The 18,700-nt window shown below is 48.6% G+C and carries 23 protein-coding genes; 5 read left to right on the top strand and 18 right to left on the bottom strand.

All coding sequences use genetic code 11. The annotated features are described in order from the left end of the window. The first annotated feature begins 19 nt into the window (after positions 1-19). The 4 genes from ACSV5M_RS02735 (at position 20) to ACSV5M_RS02720 (ending at position 3,463) form a co-directional block, all read left to right on the top strand. Positions 20-808: a cytochrome c oxidase assembly protein gene (locus ACSV5M_RS02735; RefSeq protein ID WP_439174026.1), complete on the top strand. Its 789-nt coding sequence runs from the start codon at positions 20-22 to the stop codon at positions 806-808. Between the two features lie 84 nt (positions 809-892). Further along, the gene (locus tag ACSV5M_RS02730) at positions 893-1,876 is read left to right on the top strand and encodes a DUF2157 domain-containing protein (RefSeq protein ID WP_439173999.1); all 984 of its coding nucleotides are present in this window, start codon (positions 893-895) and stop codon (positions 1,874-1,876) included. Beyond that, positions 1,873-2,943: a DUF4401 domain-containing protein gene (locus ACSV5M_RS02725; protein WP_439173998.1), complete on the top strand. Its 1,071-nt coding sequence runs from the start codon at positions 1,873-1,875 to the stop codon at positions 2,941-2,943. Before ACSV5M_RS02730 ends, ACSV5M_RS02725 begins: the two co-directional genes overlap by 4 nt. Further along, positions 2,936-3,463: a GDYXXLXY domain-containing protein gene (locus tag ACSV5M_RS02720; protein WP_439173997.1), complete on the top strand. Its 528-nt coding sequence runs from the start codon at positions 2,936-2,938 to the stop codon at positions 3,461-3,463. Before ACSV5M_RS02725 ends, ACSV5M_RS02720 begins: the two co-directional genes overlap by 8 nt. Positions 3,464-3,489: 26 nt before the next feature. Here ACSV5M_RS02720 and ACSV5M_RS02715 read toward each other — a convergent pair whose 3' ends face one another. The 5 genes from ACSV5M_RS02715 to ACSV5M_RS02695 all read right to left on the bottom strand — a co-directional run bounded on the left by ACSV5M_RS02715 (position 3,490) and on the right by ACSV5M_RS02695 (position 6,181). Further along, positions 3,490-3,915, bottom strand: coding sequence for a VOC family protein (locus ACSV5M_RS02715; RefSeq protein WP_439173996.1), 426 nt, complete (start codon positions 3,913-3,915; stop codon positions 3,490-3,492). Between the two features lie 91 nt (positions 3,916-4,006). Beyond that, positions 4,007-4,258 carry a hypothetical protein gene (locus tag ACSV5M_RS02710; RefSeq protein WP_439173994.1) on the bottom strand — a complete coding sequence of 84 codons (252 nt, stop codon included), beginning with the start codon at positions 4,256-4,258 and terminating at the stop codon, positions 4,007-4,009. A 4-nt stretch (positions 4,259-4,262) separates the two neighbouring features. Further along, positions 4,263-5,120, bottom strand: coding sequence for a penicillin-binding transpeptidase domain-containing protein (locus ACSV5M_RS02705; protein WP_439173993.1), 858 nt, complete (start codon positions 5,118-5,120; stop codon positions 4,263-4,265). A 72-nt stretch (positions 5,121-5,192) separates the two neighbouring features. After that, the gene (locus ACSV5M_RS02700) at positions 5,193-5,738 is read right to left on the bottom strand and encodes a DUF4256 domain-containing protein (protein ID WP_439173992.1); all 546 of its coding nucleotides are present in this window, start codon (positions 5,736-5,738) and stop codon (positions 5,193-5,195) included. Positions 5,739-5,797: 59 nt separating this feature from the next. Then, entirely contained in the window at positions 5,798-6,181 is a 384-nt protein-coding gene (locus ACSV5M_RS02695; RefSeq protein ID WP_439173991.1) for a hypothetical protein, read from the bottom strand. A 324-nt stretch (positions 6,182-6,505) separates the two neighbouring features. Here ACSV5M_RS02695 and ACSV5M_RS02690 point away from each other — a divergent pair, with 324 nt between their 5' ends. Continuing rightward, positions 6,506-7,033, top strand: coding sequence for a PEP-CTERM sorting domain-containing protein (locus ACSV5M_RS02690; RefSeq protein WP_439173989.1), 528 nt, complete (start codon positions 6,506-6,508; stop codon positions 7,031-7,033). 246 nt (positions 7,034-7,279) lie between these two features. On the opposite strand, the gene ACSV5M_RS02685 is transcribed toward ACSV5M_RS02690, so the two are convergent. The 13 genes from ACSV5M_RS02685 to mgp130 form a co-directional block, all read right to left on the bottom strand. Beyond that, a complete protein-coding gene (locus ACSV5M_RS02685; protein WP_439173988.1) occupies positions 7,280-7,771 on the bottom strand; it encodes a phytanoyl-CoA dioxygenase family protein in 492 nt (163 codons plus the stop codon). Between the two features lie 74 nt (positions 7,772-7,845). Then, positions 7,846-8,253 carry a hypothetical protein gene (locus ACSV5M_RS02680; RefSeq protein ID WP_439173986.1) on the bottom strand — a complete coding sequence of 136 codons (408 nt, stop codon included), beginning with the start codon at positions 8,251-8,253 and terminating at the stop codon, positions 7,846-7,848. A 133-nt stretch (positions 8,254-8,386) separates the two neighbouring features. Beyond that, positions 8,387-8,842, bottom strand: a complete 456-nt coding sequence (locus tag ACSV5M_RS02675) for a hypothetical protein (protein WP_439173985.1) — start codon at positions 8,840-8,842, stop codon at positions 8,387-8,389. A 32-nt stretch (positions 8,843-8,874) separates the two neighbouring features. Beyond that, positions 8,875-9,768 carry an acyl-CoA desaturase gene (locus ACSV5M_RS02670; RefSeq protein WP_439173984.1) on the bottom strand — a complete coding sequence of 298 codons (894 nt, stop codon included), beginning with the start codon at positions 9,766-9,768 and terminating at the stop codon, positions 8,875-8,877. A 149-nt stretch (positions 9,769-9,917) separates the two neighbouring features. Then, complete coding sequence (locus ACSV5M_RS02665; protein ID WP_439173982.1) at positions 9,918-10,379, bottom strand: hypothetical protein; 462 nt, start codon at positions 10,377-10,379, stop codon at positions 9,918-9,920. Between the two features lie 93 nt (positions 10,380-10,472). After that, positions 10,473-11,048 (bottom strand): hypothetical protein, encoded by a 576-nt coding sequence (locus ACSV5M_RS02660; protein ID WP_439173980.1) that lies wholly within the window; start codon positions 11,046-11,048, stop codon positions 10,473-10,475. A gap of 111 nt (positions 11,049-11,159) precedes the next feature. Further along, a complete protein-coding gene (locus ACSV5M_RS02655; protein WP_439173979.1) occupies positions 11,160-11,381 on the bottom strand; it encodes a hypothetical protein in 222 nt (73 codons plus the stop codon). Positions 11,382-11,532: 151 nt separating this feature from the next. Next, positions 11,533-11,907: a hypothetical protein gene (locus tag ACSV5M_RS02650; protein ID WP_439173978.1), complete on the bottom strand. Its 375-nt coding sequence runs from the start codon at positions 11,905-11,907 to the stop codon at positions 11,533-11,535. A gap of 124 nt (positions 11,908-12,031) precedes the next feature. After that, a complete protein-coding gene (locus ACSV5M_RS02645; protein WP_439173977.1) occupies positions 12,032-12,952 on the bottom strand; it encodes a hypothetical protein in 921 nt (306 codons plus the stop codon). 453 nt (positions 12,953-13,405) lie between these two features. Then, entirely contained in the window at positions 13,406-14,632 is a 1,227-nt protein-coding gene (locus ACSV5M_RS02640) for a glycoside hydrolase family 27 protein (RefSeq protein ID WP_439173975.1), read from the bottom strand. Between the two features lie 150 nt (positions 14,633-14,782). Continuing rightward, a complete protein-coding gene (locus ACSV5M_RS02635; protein ID WP_439173974.1) occupies positions 14,783-16,183 on the bottom strand; it encodes a glycoside hydrolase 5 family protein in 1,401 nt (466 codons plus the stop codon). A 35-nt stretch (positions 16,184-16,218) separates the two neighbouring features. Continuing rightward, positions 16,219-17,463, bottom strand: coding sequence for an AGE family epimerase/isomerase (locus tag ACSV5M_RS02630; RefSeq protein ID WP_439173972.1), 1,245 nt, complete (start codon positions 17,461-17,463; stop codon positions 16,219-16,221). 4 nt (positions 17,464-17,467) lie between these two features. Beyond that, the gene (mgp130, locus tag ACSV5M_RS02625; protein ID WP_439173970.1) at positions 17,468-18,649 is read right to left on the bottom strand and encodes a 4-O-beta-d-mannosyl-d-glucose phosphorylase Mgp130; all 1,182 of its coding nucleotides are present in this window, start codon (positions 18,647-18,649) and stop codon (positions 17,468-17,470) included. Between the last annotated feature and the right edge of the window lie 51 nt (positions 18,650-18,700).

Below are 18,700 nucleotides of genomic sequence, written 5' to 3'. Positions count from 1 at the left end.
GCTTGCTCCCTTGCTATTGATGGAGCCGGCCCTGGCGCATAGCCCGGTCAGCGGCACCGGCAGTGAGCGTATCGCCGGCGTGCTGAGTGCTGGCGTGCTGGCGGGCTTCTGGCTGATCTACCTGATCGGTGCGCGGCGCCGGCCCGCCCGGCGGTTTAAAAGCCTCTGGTTTCATTTGGCCACCCTGATGTGCGCCGCAGCCTTGCTCGGCCCCCTGGACCATTGGGCCGAAACCAGCACCGCCGCCCACATGACCCAGCACATGTTGCTGCTGGTGATCATCGCCCCCTGCTGGGTCGTCAGCCGCCCCCTGGCACAAATCGTTGCCGGCAGCGGGCGGTTGCTCGTCTGGGGCTGGAAGCCGATGCTGAAACTTACCCGTCACCCGATGCTGGTGGCCTACCTGCAAGGGGCGGTGATCTGGTTCTGGCACACGCCTTACTTCTACATGCTGGCAGTCAACGACCCCTGGTGGCATGTGCTGGAACACAGTTGCTTTCTGTTAGCTGCCGGACTCTTCTGGTGGGCGATCTTGCGCAATCGCCGCCGCCACGCGCCCTGGGCCTTGCTGGCGCTGTTGTTTACCCTGATGCACACCGGCTTTCTCGGCGCCGTCCTGACCTTTGCCCGCGCACCGCTCTACGGCGAAGCGCGCAGCCTGATGGACCAGCAATTGGCGGGCTTGATCATGTGGGTGCCGGGGGCGATTCCGTACCTGATAGCCGCCGTATGGATCGGCCACGGCTGGTATCAGCAACTGGTGGGGCGGGCAGAGGAGGAGCGTCCCACAGAACCTTCGACCGACTGATCCCGCCGGTCATCACCCGGTGGCAATCGGGTGCGCCAGTCACTACTATGGCGACATCCCCTGTGTTCATAAGGACGCCCCACGATGAACCCCCTGCCCCCGTCACCGCGCGATGCGCTGGTGGAATTGATTGAACAGGGCGCGCTGCCCGCAGAACAGATTCCGGCAGCCCTGCAACTCACCCGCCTGCATCCCTCGCTAACCGACTGGCGTCACTTTATTGATAAGTTGCTGCTGTGGCTCGGCAGTTTGGCCATCACCTTCGCGCTGCTATTTTTTATCGCCTACAACTGGACCGACCTCGGCCGCTTTGCCAAATTTGCTCTGGTACAGGCATTTATGGTGTTGGGGATCGCGGCCTATTGGCGCTGGCACCGCGACGCCCTGATCGGCAAGGTCGCGCTGCTGGTCACCTGCATCGGCCTCGGGGTTTTGCTCGCGCTCTACGGCCAGACCTATCAGACCGGCGCCGATCCCTGGCAGTTATTTTTTAACTGGGCACTGCTGATGTTGCCCTGGGCGTTGATCGCGCGCTTTCCTGCCATCTGGATACTGTGGCTCGCATTGATCAACCTCAGCGGCGTGTTGTACTACCGCACCTTTGATGGCCTCTGGGGTTTTATGTTGTGGTCCGACATCGGGCTCTATTGGTTATTGCTAGCGATTAATATGCCTGCGCTGATCGTGTGGGAATTGCTAAGCAAAAAATTATCCTGGCTTGACGAAGCCTGGGCCGTGCGATTGATTGCTGTGGGTTGTGGCATTCCCGCTACCTGGCTCGCGCTGCATAACATCTTTGACAATGCAGAGACACTCTGGCCAATGCTCGCCTGGTTAGTATTTTCGGCAGGATTATTCTTCTATTACCGCAAAATCAACGTCGATGTCTTTATGCTCGCCGGCGGTTGCTTGTCCGCTATTGTGGTGATCGTTGCTTTTTTCGCGAACTTTTTATCCAGCGGTATAGATGAAGCCGGCATATTTTTATTATTGGCATTACTGATTATCGGTTTAACCAGTGTTGCAGCCATGTGGTTGCGTAGCGTCCAGAGGGAGCAACAGGTATGAATCGGGACACACAACATCTGTGGACGCAATTGCTCACCGCCGGATTAGTGGACGGTGAGTTGCCCGCGCGCGATGACATGTCATCCCCTTGGTACATCAAAGTTCTACTGGCTTTTTCCGGCTGGCTGGCCGCCGTATTCCTGATGGCATTTTTAGCGCTCGGTATCGAGATCATCCTGCGCGATACCAGCGCCAGCCTCATCATCGGCATGTTGATGGTCGCTGGCGCTTATGGATTACTGCGCATCCCGCGCAATGAATTTGTAGAACATCTCGCCCTGGCCATCAGCCTCGCCGGGCAAGGCTGGATTGCCTATTCATTCTTCGAACTCCTCGACGACAACACCAGCAGCATCTGGTGGCTGATCGGCATAATGCAGTGTTTGCTGGCCGGGCTGATGCCGAATTTTATCCATCGCGTTTTTTCCAGCTTTGTTGCCGCGTTGGCATTTTCCGTTGCCTTGACCTATGCGCAACTGCCGTATCTGTTCAGCAGTGTCATCCTGTTCGGTGCCGCCTGGCTGTGGCTACAAGAATTTACCTACGCGGCGCATCTGCAAAAAATTCACGCGCTGGGTTATGGCTTGGTGCTCGCATTAATAGTCCTGAAAGGCACTACCCTGTTTGGTCAGGAATTGATGATCTGGCACTACCGGTACAATGAGCAGCTGCCCCTTATTACCCCCTGGATGGGCGAAGCATTAACGGGACTGGTGGTACTGTTTTTTATCTGGCAGTTACTGCAAGGTTATTTCACCACACTGACACAACCCGCACCCTTGGTGATTTTGATCGGCACACTTGTGCTGTGCCTGGTCTCGCTCGAAGCGCGCGGCATCACCGTCGGCTTGATGATACTGCTGCTCGGCTTTGCCAACAGTAATCGCGTGTTGATGGGTTTGGGAATTATCGCGTTGCTGTTTTATATCTCTACTTACTATTACCTACTCGACACCAGCTTATTGAATAAATCGTTATCGTTGTTTGTTATTGGCGTTGTGTTACTTGCCTGGCGTTGGTCGCTGCTGAGATTTGCTCCGGTAAAGCAGGAGAAGCCCCATGAATAAAATCATTGCGCTGGTGGCATTGATCGCTGTACTCGGTATCGTGAATGCATCCATCATCGGCAAAGAAAACCATCTGGCAGAGGGGCAGGTTGTTTACCTCGAACTCGCCCCTGTAGATCCGCGTTCGTTAATGCAAGGCGATTACATGGCATTAAATTTTCGCGTTGCACAACAAGTGTATGAAGCACTGCCGAAATCGGAAGAGTATCGCGGCTGGAACCGTAACGCAGAAGCCGGTGACGGCTATGTTGTGGTCACGCTGGATGAAAAAAAGATAGGCACCTTTCAACGGCTGGACAACAGCACACCGCTCGCTGACAACGAAACCAGACTCCGCTACCGCGTGCGCAACGGTGAAGTTAAATTTGCCACCAATGCTTTCTTTTTTCAGGAAGGCCACGCGCAGGCTTATGAAGCCGCGCGTTACGGGCAATTCCGCGTCGCTGAGGACGGTGAGTTATTGTTAGCGGCGATGTTTAATGAAACCCTGGAGAGAATCCAGCCGGCGAATCAGGAATAAACGGATATGTTGGCGATCCCAATTATTTATTCAGCTAATATGATCTCCGGCAACTCTTCATCAAGAATAATTTCAATCACATTTCCATCCAGATCCAGCAGTGATGCTGAATAACCTATCTCCCGATCTGCCGGGACGATTAAAGATTTACCACCCAGCTGTATGGCTTGCTCATAGGCTGCTTTCACTTCATCCCGAGAGGCCTTCGGTAAGCTGAATATCACCTGGCTTGAACGGCTTCCCTGAGTATTAATGTGGGTAAACTCCTGAAACTGTTGCTCCGTAACAAGCACCAGCGACAACCCGGGTTGTAAATCAAACTTCGCGTATACCGGCTCCTCGTCGCCTGGACCCTTTGCAGCTAACGGCAGACCAAGCCCCTCTTGATAAAGCCGGATAGACTTATTCAGATCTTTGGTCACTACCGTAATAAAATAAAGTGCTGATTTCATTTTTATAGCTCCCATCAGGTTACTAATCGGTAAGCAGGAAGTCAGAGATTTTACTGATTCGCTCGGTCATATACGATTCCTGTCCGATAGATTAATGAATTGTTAATTGGAACTTATCAGCCAGATACTGTAAGGATTCCTGATCGCCCGTAATTTCCCACTCAAACCAATTGGTCCACTCAAACTCCAGCACGGCATCGCGTTTCTTCAACACATAGCTGTCAAAATCAATGCCCTTGTCAAAGGCTAGCAGGCTATATTCTTTAGCCACTCGCCAACCATCTGCTTTGAGTGATGTAATAATCCGATTGCCTAGTTCTGTTTCTACGTCGACAATTTTCATCGCATTATTCCTTAAGAGGAATCACTTGCAATTCTTGTAACAAATCACGCACCAACGCTATTCGCGCCGAAGGTTTTCCCCAACGCTCCCACACTTCTTCACCTTCCATATTGAGTGCATAAAGCCATACGTCATTATTTCGCTCAACATAACCCACCAGCCAAGCGAGCTCATGGGTGGGCGTAACATCGGCGGTGCCCGTTTTACCGCCGAGTCGATAGGTCGGTTTATCTTCAAGAATCATCAGATCCTTAACAATCGCCACGGACTGAGGCGAAATATCCAATTCTCCGTTATACATACGCGCCAGGAATTGCACCTGCTCATCCGCCGAAATACGCAGGCCACCGTGGAGCCAGAACTGATCTACTCCGCCGGCTATGGAGCGATTGCCATAATGAAATTGACCGAGATATGCCTGCATGCGTTCCGCGCCGATCTCCCGCGCTAATGATTGGTAATACCAATAAACCGAATGTTTGAACGCAGAGCGAAGCGTATGATCTTTTGACCAGGTGGGCGACCAAAACCCTTCTGCCGCCGTGCCGTTCCATGGAATACGATGCTCCGCACTGTCGGCCACGCCGGTGTCCAGCGCTATAAGAGCATTGGGGATTTTATAGGTTGATGCCGGAATAAAGCGCTGGCTGGCTCGTGCGGGGTTGTGTCTGATGAAATGATTTGTTGCCGGATGGTAGATGACAAAGGTAGCGTCGTCAGGATCGATACCTGCAAAATAATTATCCAGCTCGACCGCCTGTTCATATTTTTCAGGATCGTCATCTGTTACGGATTCAACAGATGATGTGCAGGCAAACAAGGGCAAGACCGTTATTATTGTTATCGATAAAAAGTGTCGCACAGTTATCTCACTTTAATAACAAGAATCAGAAGGCAGATTACTGTGCAATCCGTCCAAGTAGTCCCTGAACAATTACACCCTCAATAACCCACGAAAACCGCGGCTGCTGTAGTAAGACTGCGCACCGTTGTGATACACAAAAACCCTGCCATAACGGGAATCACCGAAGATGGCACCGCCGAGCTTTCTGATCTCCGGCGGGACTTTTAACCAGCTTGAGGTTTTTGTATCGAAGGTGCCGAGCTGTTGCAATTCCCGGTATTGTTCTTCGGTTAATATCTCTATCCCCATAGCGGTCGCCATATCGATAGCATTGTTTGCGGGCTTGTGTTCTTTTCTTGAGTCCAGTGCTTCACGGTCATAGCACACACTTCGGCGCCCCTTGGGGGTTTCTGCTGCGCAATCGTAAAAAATATATTCGCCGGTTTTTTTATCGTAACTCACCACATCCGGCTCGCCACCGGTTTGCTCCATTTCATAGAGCGAATCCAGTTTTTTGGGATTGGCTTCAAGCCTTACCTGGACCTTATCCCACGCAAGCCCTTTATGACGATTCATGTTTTCTTCAAAGCGCGCTTTTAGAATCGCCAGCAGCGCATCGCGTTCTTTTGCTTTCATGCTTTTACCTTTCTCTCGCTATTTCGTTGCCAAATACGTAAGCCAGGAATCAACCAGAATCAATGCCATTCGCCGCCTTGGGCAACGCAACCCTTTTTGGTATCAGCGAGTGTTTCCGCATCTCTTTTATAGTAATACGCCGTCATGGGCGAACCGAATAAACCTTTACAGGAGCCCTGAGCACCAGCGGGGCAGGCTGCAAGATAGGTAATCCTGGCTGGCTCCGCACCAAAGGCAACAGCCGCATTGGAAATACCTTCACACGTCTCAACAAATTGTGCTTTGGCAACGCCACCGCTTTCCATGCAATCTTTAATTTCTGTGGTTTGCCCGAGCATGGTGAAACTGCCTTCCATCAAACAGGCGTTCTCCTCTGCAAGCGCGGGGGATATCATCATGACAAGGGAAGAGGCAACGACGAATGAGCGGATAAACTGGGGCATGTAAATCTCCTTATGAGTGAAATTTTACCTACTATAGCATCACTTTATTTCAGTGGTGAAGGCGCTCAGAGCACGGCTGCTATAGGAATCCCCTTAAGAAGGTAATACCTAATAACCGAATAGAAGGTATTGACATCGACATCCATTCAAAATGCATGTCGATAAATTTATCAACATCCCTTCCAGCGCTGAAGAACCGCATGACAGCCCTACCGCTATCTCCGCGAATTACATTGGCTGCACACAACTGGTTTATAACTTGCGTGTTAAAAGTACCTGCGTTTGTCTGGCACCAGAGTAATAATATTTTCAGGAGGATTTGGCATGAAGATTTATCGTTTAGTGTCTGCTGCTGTTCTTCTTTTTGTCGCTTCGTTTTCACATGCCTATATTGTGGAGAATGTTTTAACTTTCAATAAAGTGTACAACCCAGGCCACTTCGTTACGCTGGCGCATGATATGCGGAAGTATGGCTTCGTTCCCGACGGCACCCTGCCTTCATTTACACTCAAGCTCGAAATACGTGATCCAAAAAATGCAAAGTGGGAAGATCAATGGCCGTTTTATATGGTGTCTCAAGGCCATGGATTCGATTTCGGAAGAGTTCAACCGGAAGGTTTTGTGATTAACCCGGACCCTTTCTTTATCAATGGCGAGGGTTATTCAGACGCGCGCTTTACTGTAATCGAAGGCAGCATCTGGATTGGCAGATCGATTTTGACGATGGATATAAAGCCGATACCCGCACCAAGTTCGGGTGTGTTATTGGTTGTTGGGGTGGTTGGTATGCTGTTGTTGCGGCGACGGTATAGGAACTTGGCAAACGGTAGACATTTGAATGGGTTGGTTTGATTGATTTTTGAAATGTATATTTTTACTTGGGGATTGTCGGATTACGCCTTTGGCTAATCCGACCTAGGTTTATCAATTTCAAAACAACATACTTAAGCCCAGCTAATTCCTTCTGACAGAAGATAGCTGCTGTACTCCAAGTGCAGTATGCGCCGCCTTGATGGTTCTTCAGCCTTGCTTGACGCATGCAGAATGTGAGGGCGCATTGCTAGTGCTGATAAAGCTGGCGCCTCAATAACCTCACCTTTAGTAGATGCCGTGTGACAGCAGACCCAACCGGTGGCTATTGGGCACCACCTTCAAACAACCATTCTTACGTGTTGAGCCATCCAGATGAATGCGGAACGTTATCATCGATTCCAGAACTTCCAGTGGAGGCTGAACGTGGTGCACGCCATCTTTAAAGCTCCACGGCCCCCAGCCTTCCTTTTCAAACGTTGAAGATACCGCTACCGTTTTATCCTGATGCCAGGTTACAAGCCAATTATTGTTAAAGGACTTATCGAAAAGAATCGCTCTAACCAAATGAGGGCAGCCTGATAAGTATCTTGATGCTTGAGCTAAAAGATAGTCGGATGAAGCCAGCGTGGCGATTACATTAAATTTCTTATCTGCGTTTCGAATTCCGCCACCTTGAGCATTTAACAGCGGTTGATTTACTTCCTCGATAATCGCAGCAGCCGTATCTGAATCAATGAAGTTTTGTAGCAGCTCAAAGCCAGATTGAAGTAATGTCATAGGACAAAAACCTGTGCAGTGGTACATAACGGTTATGTAAAGCACATACTATATTCCAGGCAGTAGCTTGCTATCTAATATTGAGCCTCAATCCATACAACTCTATTTTTTATCTTTTCTACAAGACAAATAAATCCGCCCCCGGCATCCCCTTTTATGTTGAAAGCTATCCAATAATTTAGATCATTCTCATAAACATGAGCTTTAGCGCGAGGAGTACCAATGTTCCAATCAACTAAGAATTCGTTGTTTTCGATACTTACTGATGCATCCAAACAACCCTCTATTGCGCGATACACTGGCGACGATATCTCTTGAACAACAGTCGCATGCACTTTACAAACGCCTCCGCTTGCATATAACTCATCAGGATGATCCGAACAAATTTGTATGTCAGCCGTATCAGCCATAGCTTTTGAGAAAATAATCAGACAGAGAGATAGTCCAAAAAGCAAACCGTAGAAAAACTTTAATTTATTCATTTATATTGCCCAAAGTTTAAACTCTGCTTGACTACATCGCTCTACTTTTATTAGCCAACTGTTAAGTTTTTTAAATAAGGAAATAATGAAGTGATCTAATTAGACCACTTCAGGTAGTTAAGCTTGCTTATTTTCACTGCAATAAACTTTCTAAATATTTCTCTAGCTCATAAAAACTGTTTGGTGGATTATTTGTAGACACCGAGAGAAATGGACCTAGCCCATAATCAGTTAATATGTACCAGCCTGTTCCGTCCATTACAATTACCTCGACTCCTGCCTGTTCTTCTTGAATTGATTCTTTTACATCGGCTACAGCTAATTTTCTAATTTCTTTTTCTTGTGCGGTAGTTAATGTTTTCTTTAATTTTTCCTTTCTTTTTCCCCAGTTATAACCACCAGCTCCACTATATGCTCTAAGGATTAAAGAGTTAGCGACTACTTCATATTCTTTAGGGGCAGAAAAACTAGGAGCAACAGACAGATAAAAACTTGGGCTGCCTTCATAAAAACGCTGGCCAGTTTTAGTTTGGTATGGTGCACATGAACTGAGCATCACAACCAAAAGCATAGTTATACTTAATTTCATATATTTGCTTAATGCCCCACTGCCTTGGCTTGTTAGCTGATTTTCTTAAGGTCATCCCTTAATTCTAGGGCCCTTGGCTTACCGATATTTCTTGCTAAACCCAAAAAAGATAAAAACTGAATGAAGCGCCATGCTGGATCACATTGACCACGTTCGATACCGATGCGAGCCGACTCTGGAAACGCATGGTGATTGTTATGCCAGCACTCCCCGTAAGTAAGCAGGCCTAAACCGGGAATGTTCGATGCCTGAACAGAGGCATTTTTAACTCGCCATTTTCCAGGGCCTGGGTTGTGGCAAAAGTACGTAATAGACCAATGACCAACGACGCTAACGGACACCCTTACAAAGATTCCCCATACTACAAACGCCCAACCGCCGATCAAATACAGTATTACTGCAAGTAGAAGCTGGTGGTACCGCCAAGTAGACTCAAGACACTGGTAGAACCTATCTGAGAGATACTTAGCTTCGATATTTACAGTAGGCGGATGTTTAAATACAAACTTTGATGTTAGCTGCCACCACACGTCAAGGAAGTAACCCCGCTTGTGGGAGAAAAAGTCATGACATTCTGCCTTACGTTGCGCCCAATCCCTTATGTCATGAATTCTTATGATTCCGTATGGCCCCGACATACCCACAAGAACACCTATATAAATGAGCAGCTTTTCCAAAAGCGGGTGGCACTCATAGGTTCGGTGAATCATCATACGATGCATTCCCGCGCTATGACCTATAAGGAGTGAAAAGTAAGTTAAAACCAAGAACAAAATAAACGCGTCAATACTGAAAGTAAGCGGAGCAAAAACTACCGCAGCACTGATCATTCCAAGATTCCATACAAGTTTAGGCAGGTCATATACAACACGACCTTCGACCGGGCTTGCTCCTCGGTCATCAACTCTTAGAACTGGTTCCATCATTGTTCTATGCTCATTCAGTTAACGTTCGGTTCAACCGCAGCTTGTAAGTGGCGCTTTACGATGACCTTCGCGCAGCGATTTGCTAAATGCGCTGCTTACAAACTGTGGAGCGTAAGCGCGAAACGCTGGAGCGGTATTGCGACCGCTTGCTATGTGATTGCAGTCGGCACCGAACCGGTTTCATTACTGCATTCAATAATTATATGTTGCGGCATATTTTCATAGGTTAGGACGCATGGCAAACCTATTGCCTGTGAAAAATAAGCCATAAACTCCAATACGATATTTAGCGAAGATTGATCAGTTACTTCTTTAGGTGAAATATCTAATTCGATTTCTTCTTCCACGAAGAAGTGGCAGTTAAAGCTAACCCCCTCTTTTTCTATGTCGAGCATTAGCGAAGAGTTTTCTTTTTCAGCAAAAATACTTTCAATATTCATTAGAATTTCACAGGGCTCGCCATTTTTATAAAGAGAGTAGCGAAAGACGGATTCAGGTACAGCTTCAAGAAATAACTTCCAGTTTTCAATGTTTGAACCGAAGAAATATAAGTCTCTCAAACTGCCGTCGGCAATAAAACTTTCCTTAACTTGGTTCCATATGATGGTCACAGTGGATTCTCACATAACGCCTTTAGGGCGGACTTGTAGCCGCGAAGCGGGGAAAGGCCGTCCCAGCCCTGAAGGGGCGATAACAGCCGCTTGTTAGATTTTTTCACGATAGTGTGGCAGAGTTTCAAGGTAGTTTCGAAGTCCAATGTTGCCTTGGAAAATTTTACCTCGCTTGAGAATTGAATCTATATCCGCTGAATCAATAGGATCTTCTTTTCCATCTGGCCACTTTGCAAAGTCATGAATAATGATTGCAGAACTTGGTTCTATTCCTAACTGTCTTTGGGGCCTTAACCGTTCACTGTAATAATCCAACAATAGAGGTCTCGAAGTATTAAGGCAAACGTGAAATTTATGCCGCCAATACTCTTCCTGTTCCTCACAAACTAGCTGGTGGTCCTTGCACTTTATCAATTCCTTTAGCCGTCTGTACTGCTCAATATGTCTCGCAGCCGTTAACCAATTAAGGCGATCGGGGGCAGGAGGTTGAATTTCTTGGCCACCATTAGAAAGTGCTTCATATGCACGCTCTAACGAGAGTGTAGCTTGATCCAAAAATTTCTGGCTTTTCTGCGTTCGCCAAGGAAAGTAAATTGCTGCTGCCGCAGCGAAAGCGGAAACCCCAGCAAACAGCGTGCTTAATGTAGAAATCCACTCAATTTGTGGCATAAACGCTCCGAATAAATCTGACGCCGCTCATAACCGGCGGCAGCGAAGCCGTGAAGGCCGCCCCAGCCCCGAAGGGGCGACAACAGCCGTTTGTTATGCGATACGCGGATGTCACTCTAGATTACTCCACGCTCTCACGAACTTTAACAGCATCTGCGGTGTCACTTCTGGATTGAGCAAATAAAGCGTCTGGATACATTTGAAGGTGGCTTCTGAATACAAAAGCCGGTTCTGGACATAGTCATCCTCAAGCGCCTGCTCTAGATGATCTGGTAGCTCATAATTCCAAGAGCGCTCTGCATACTCTGCCTTAAGCTCAATATCGGTTGCCAACTTAATGCCCGTGAAAAATAGTGGGTTCTATACTTTGGTAATCTTTCATGAACTAACGATCTTGAAGATACTTGCCGCATAACGCTGCCAGCACGCACGGCTCAGAAGGCGAATCCACAAAGGAAAAGCCGTCGCTGTGCCTAGCCGGTAGCTAAAGGCAAAATGCTTTTTCCACCCATTCATCATGCTCAAATGGGCCATGTATGGACTTAAAGCAGCCTCGACTTTCGTCGATGTTTCTGCCCAGATTTGTAGCTACCCAATCAACGGTACAGATAACCTTGTTGGCTTCCAAGATTACACCTTTGATTATGCCTAAGTGAAAAATTTTAATACCAGTTTGACCGCCCCCTTTCATACGCTTAATGGCAATTCGATCACCTGATTTCATTTCTGATGCTTTCTTGTATTGTGCAGGTTGATCGTCTTCCTCCCAGCCAAGCATCCAAATACCTTGCTCAATAAACTTCTTATCTTGGTGCTCAGTACCACCCCAAGAAGCACCTACAACCCAGTAGTTTGGCATTTCATTCTCCGATATAGTTTTACTGCATAACACCCTTGTTCAGCGGCAGCCTTGGGGGCGCGAAGCGCTCTAAAGGCTGTCCGATGGAGGCACCGAAGGTGCCGCAATGTACTGGAACAGATTGTTATGCTCTGCCATCAATTTTCTTCGCTATCTCCGCTAACATAAGTGCGGGTAGATTCTTTTGTGCCCTACTCCAATCCCACTCTTTGAATTCCTTCTCCATCTCAGCAACCCAAGATGCAAATTCCTTTGATTTTGGGCTCAAAATTCTAATAAAGTTAAATTTTGATTCAATATCAATAAATGAATACATTTCTAAGCAAGTCTCAGAATTTATTTTACCAACAGTATCAATAAAAGCTCCACAATCGTAAGCTGTTTGGCAAATAGAGTTTGTCCAAGAAAAGGCTATCGATCCGTATTTACTGCTTACTTTAAAGTAGCTTTTTCTCGGGTTTATCGCCTCAATGGCGTAACCTTTTGGCAAAAACAAACCCTCTTCAACTTTCAATTCAGAAGTAACAAATTTGTTTTCTTTCAAGCTATCAGGCAAAGAGCCGCAAGGCGTCTTAACTGATCCTTTGATTCGATATGAGCAGGGGTTTAACAGTCGACACACCAAAACCATTTGCACTACATCATCTATAAATTTACTAGCATCCGAACCTATAAACTTCATAAGCCTCGCATTTGATCCTATATGGTTCTGGTGTGGCTCATCTAGACGATTATACAAAACTCTCGCATTGACACTAGACATGCAATGAGGGATGTCAATAAATGTATTATTGCTTTTGTCAAACGCAAATAGCATTTTTATCTTATGGCTTGTACTGGACAGCGAACGGGTCAGAACCAAGTAGGCTAGAAGAGCACTTACAAAAAGAGAAGCAGAGACAATAACTATATAGGGTATAGCGTGCTCCTTGTAAGCTTCAGTGAAAACGATGTTTGAAATAGAGCTGACAAGAAATGAGATCAGTATAATTACCAACAACAAGATAATTGATTCTTTTTTTGCAGATTTTAATTTGTCGTACATATGAGAAGATTATCCTTGTAAACATAACATCTGTATATCGCGCATGCTCGATATCAACCTAACCTGATTTCTCGATACTTTATTTAACCATTTGATTTAAAAGGCAGAACATCAAGAAATCACCATATCTTTCAAGGCAAAAACGCGCATGCCCATTTTGTCGCTAGCAGATGCGCGTTATCCCACCCACTCAATACCTTAAGTTATTGACTATAGAAGACTTTGCCCTATTGGCAAGTTGCTAGACGCGCATCCAGCGGAATGTAAACGCGCAAGAACTTATATAGTTGGTCAATATACCGCCCAAATATGCAATACAAAATAACTGCACATTACAGAGCACGACCAGAAAACCGGGATCAATCAGGAAGGAAAGTATGTCTAGCGGAAACGCAAGCAAGGAACTTACAAACAAAAACCTGAGCCAGCAAAGCCAGCCCAGGCAAAACACAATTAACGCGGGGTCAGTTTCAGCATCACCACATCGTGCGCAGGAATCTTAAGTTTTAACGGTTTGGTGGTATCGCCTTTGTTGCCTTTCCACAAATCAACCCAGTTGAATTTTTCGTTTCTGAAATCGATCTGGTAATTAAAGATATCGTCTTTCAGTTCGTAGTAGTGCAGCCAGTCGTGGGTGTAGTTGAGTGGGGTGTTGCCGCGGTTTAAAAACAGAAAAGCCCACTCTTTATTGGCCAGCGGTTTGGCGAATACCATCAGGTCGCCGCCGTGGATGTATTTCATGGCTTGTACGCCGAGCTTGTCCTGGTTGATGGCGATAACGTTTTTGTTGGTGAGGATTTTGCGCGTGGTGTCGCTCATGTTGCGCAGGTCGTTGCCGGCAATGAGCGGTGAATTCATGATGGCCCAGAGTGAAAAGTGTGAGCGGTCCTGGGCTTCGGTCATGCCGTTGCCAACTTCCATCATGTCCATGTCGTTCCAGTGGCCGGGGCCGGCGAATTTGCGCAGTTTTTCCTGTTTGTCGAGGATCGGTAATACGCCCCAAGATGACCAGGAGCCGTGGTTGAGTTCGCAGTCCCAGCAGGGGTAAATGTCGCCGGTGGTGCGCCAGGCGTGGCCGACATCTTTCGCCCAGTCCCAGGGTTTGTTGTCGCCCCATTCGCAGATGCTGAACAGTACCGGGCGGCCGGCGGTGTGCAGTGCGTCGCGCATGGTGGTGTAGGCGCCGATGGGGTTAATGTTTTCGGTATCGCACCAGTCGTATTTCAAATAATCGATGCCCCACTCGGCGTAGGTGAGTGCGTCCTGGTATTCGTGGCCACGGCTGCCGGGGTAGCCGGCGCAGGTGGTGTTGCCGGCGTCGGAGTAGATGCCGATCTTCAAGCCTTTTGAGTGGACGTAATCGGCCAGGGCTTTCATGCCGGAGGGGAAGCGTTCTTTGTTGACCTGGATCTTGCCGTCTTTGTCGCGCTCGCCGTGCCAGCAGTCGTCGATGTTGATGTATTCGTAGCCCGCGTCTTTCATGCCGGATGCGACCATGGCATCGGCCATTTCGCGAATTAATTTTTCGTTTACATCACACGCAAAAGTGTTCCAGCTGTTCCAGCCCAGTGGTGGTGTTTGGCCGAGTTCTTCAAACTTTTTGGCGGACGCATTGGCGCCGAAGGTCATCGCTAGCAATGCGATGGAGAGCAGTGTGGTGGTCTTAATCAACCGGAGCATAGTCTTTCCTCTATTGTCGTTCTTGAAGCGTTAGTTATTATCAAATAATACATATCATATAAATTAATTCGGCGAATAAAAAACCGCAACAAAGGTTACGGTTTTTTACATTGGCATCGGGTAAAACCGAATGCTGATGTGGCAAAAAAATTATTGCTTGGTGTTGATATCTTTCATCGCATCGGCGTGGGCTTTAATCACGGCCAGGGTCGTGGTGTCACCATCAAACACGGAATTCAAACCTTGCGGTTCCTGCGGTGGGTCGCCGACAAAGTCGTCGCCTTCTTTCCACATAAAATCGTCATTCTCCGTGCGGCCATAACCACCCCAAGCCCAGAAGTTCATACCGGCAATAGCGTCGCCAGCACCGGCGCGGGTGCGCAGCAAATTGAAAATTTCTGCGTAAAAGCGGTCGCGATAAACGGTAGTGGAGTCAGTGGTGAAACTGCCGTTGTCGCGTTCGATACCGAATTCTTCCAACACAATCGGCTTGTTCATCTGGTTGGCCACATCAATGTGTTGATTGATGTAATCCTTCGCGGTGGCTAACGCGGAGCTAAAGGTTTCGTCAGGATTTTTCGCGTCGTACCAGCCCCAGTTTTTTACCCACATATGAAAGGTCAGGTAATCCACGTATTCACTTTTGTGGGAATCGATAAATAACTCCATATCGCGGAGTGCGCCCATGGAACCTTCGTTACCGGTGCTCACCAGCTGGTTGGGGGCGAGGCCGTCAATATATTTTGCGGTGTCGTGAATCCAGTTTTTAAATGCGTCGAAATTTGCGCGACCATCAGCATCGCTGCCGGGGCGCGGCTCGTTGGCGAGTTGCCAGGACATGATGGTCGGGTCTTCGCTGTAGCGCTTGCCGTTGATAGTATTTTTGCGGGTGATGAGGGCTTTGATCACATCGCGATACAGTTTTTGCGCTTCTTCAATGCGGTAAAAACTCGCGGAGTTTTCCATGAAGGGATTCCATTCATTGGTTACGTCCGGGTCGAATACCGGCTTGCCGGTAAACCACGCCACATACTGTGACATGCCGCCAGACCACTGCCAGAAGTTATTCAGATATAAGATCGCGGTCATATCGCGCTTGGCCATTTCGTCGAGCAGAAAATCCATACCGGCCAGCAAGGTTTCATCGTATTCGCCCGGCGCCTTGATGATGGCCGGACGCACCGCGCGCATTAATTCACTGCTTTCGGATACCGCCAGTACACGCAAATTATTGATGCCGGTTTGCTTTAACAAATCCAGTTCTTTGATCAAACGTTCGCGGTCACCAACCTCGCCCGCCGAACCCAGGTAACCGCCGTACCAGAAGTTGGTACCGATCACGTAATAGGGTTGGCCGTTACGTAAAAAGTGGTGACCGTCCACGGTTACAAAGGGGCTGTTGGTTTCGGCCGGTTCGTCCGGGTTTTGCAACGCCGGGGAAGACGCCTGCACGTTTTCGCTCGGCGCGGGCGCTTCCTGTTTACTGCAACCCAGCAGCAGAGCAATGCACAGCGCCGCCAGGCATGTGAAGTTGTTGTTGATTTTTTTCATGGATCACCTCGTGCGAATGGAATAGCGGCTACGCGCTATCCAATCTTTTTTATAAAATTAATCGCTTCCAGCATCGCACGGCCATTGTGATACGGGCCTTTCCAGAAGCCGACTTTGTAGGCTTCTTCATCGTGATCGCTATCCAGGGTGGATAACCACAACCACTCACCGTGCTGGCTGTCGCGTTGATACTGTTTGATAAAAGCCCAGACATTTTTTGCCACCGTCAGGTAGCGTTCGTCGCGGGTCAGCGTATAGACATTGAGAAAACCCACCAGTGCCTCGGCTTGTACCCACCAGACACGCTCCGTTAGTTTTTCACCGGATGCGAAATCAAACGCATCGAGCACTTCGCCATATTTGCCCATGGCTTCCTGCAAGGTGATATCCGCCAGTTTGATGATGCCTGGCGTCATCCTTTGCGTAACCTGCGGATCCTTGAGTGAATTCAGCGCCTTGGATAACAGCCAGCTGCATTCGATGTCATGACCGTAGGTAAAACCCGGTGAAAAATCTTCCCAGGTTTCGGTGAGGAACATGCGCAGGTGGCCGTTATCTTTATTGATCAGGTATTTATCAAAACAGTCAATGTTGTAACGTAACGCTTGTTTGATTTGTTCGCCGGGTTTGGCTTTATTGAGCGTGGTGTAGGCTTCCAGCACGTGCAGGTGCGTGTTCATGCTCTTGGGATAATTTAAATCCTTATCGCTCAGGCGCACGTCATCCATCTTGCCCCATTCGCGAGTGAAGGCTTCAAAATAACCTTCGTTCACGCGGTCGATGGTTTTTTCTTCCAGCAACGCAAAACATTCCAGCGCGTGCGCCATGGCGTGTTCATCGCCGGTAAGCTTGTAGTAGGAGCACAGCGCGTACACTGCAAAGGCCTGGGCGTAGGTTTGTTTTTTGGTGTTGACGGGCTTGTCCTGCGCATCCAGTTCCCAATACACGCCGCCGAATTCCCGATCGAGAAAATATTCAACCAGGTAATCGTATGCGCGCACCGCAGCGTCACGATACGCGGGCTTATCGACCACTGCCGCCACTTCACTGAAGAACCACAAGATGCGGGTGTTCAGCACAATGCCCTTGGTGGCCGTTTTTATCGGCGTGTTGTCCGGGCGGATTTCACCGTAGAAACCGCCCTGCTCCCGATCGATGGCGTGTTCAATCCACCAATCGCCGATGGCGATTAATTCCTGCTGGAATTCCTCGTTGAGCGCGGCGGCAGAAGCCGCTTCGGTCAGGGTCTTTGGATGTCGCTGCAAGCTCGCGTCAATCATCACATCACACCAGGTCGTTCATAAGTTTGAGGTTGGCGGCAATCAATTGATTGCGCGTGGCAACAGACGCGGCAGAACGCAAACCATCTTCCGGCGTGTTGATGCAGTAGTCCACCAGTTTTTCGATAGTGCTGGTGGCGACATGCATGCGCGTGTCGGACGACGCGTAATAAATAAAGACTTCATTTTTTTCGTTGACGATCCAGCCATTGGCAAAGGCCACGTTGGATACATCGCCGACGCGCTCGGCACCGTGGGGCGCAATAAAATGACCGGCGGGACGATGCGTCACCACCCAGGGGCGCTCCAGTTCGGTCATGAACATGTACAACACATAACGCAAACCGGCGGCGGTATTGCGTACGCCGTGAGCCAGATTCAACCAGCCTTGTTCGGTTTTAATGGGCGCGGGGCCCTGGCCGTTTTTTACTTCCTTGATGGTGTGGTACACCTTGCCGTCGACAATCACTTCGGATTTCACTTCGGCTTTGGTCATGTCTTCCACCAGACCCCAACCGATACCACCGCCAGCACCGACGCTGATAAAGCCGTCTTGCGGACGAGTGAACAAACCGTATTTGCCGTCGATAAATTCCGGGTGCAGCACCACGTTACGTTGCTGACCGGAGTGAGTAATCAAATCCGGCAGGCGTTCCCAGGTCACCAGATCTTTGGTGCGCGCGATACCGCATTGCGCTTCCGCCGCCGAGGTGTCGTTCGGTTGATTTAAATCTTTTCGCTCGGTACAAAATAAACCGTAGATGTAACCGTCCTGGTGAGCGGTTAAACGCATGTCGTACACATTGGTGTCGGGACGCTCGGTTTCCGGCATAGTGATGGGGAAATCCCAGAAGCGGAAATTATCGATACCGTTGGGGCTTTCGGCGATGGCGAAAAATGATTTGCGATCCACACCTTCTACACGCACAGCCAGAATATATTTGCCTTGCCAGTAAAGCGCACCGGAGTTGAACGCGGCGTTAACGCCCTGGCGCTCCATCAAATGCGGGTTGGCTTTTTCGTTGAGGTCGTAGCGCCAGAAGATGGGCGCATGCTCCGCCGTGAGGATCGGATTTTCGTAGCAGGTGTAGATACCGTTGCCCTGCGCTCTGGGCACATTGGTTTTCGTCACCAGCGCCTCGTGTTCTTTCAACAGGTTTTGTACTGCGCTTTTAAAATTACTCATATTCAATAAACCCTAGGATTGATACTGACCTGACGCCGCGTTTTCATCAAT

The sequence above is a fragment of the Cellvibrio sp. ARAG 10.3 genome (assembly GCF_051846955.1).
GTDB lineage: Bacteria > Pseudomonadota > Gammaproteobacteria > Pseudomonadales > Cellvibrionaceae > Cellvibrio.
Note: the sequence above shows the minus strand (reverse complement) of the source record. Positions and strands in the feature narration are given on the sequence as shown.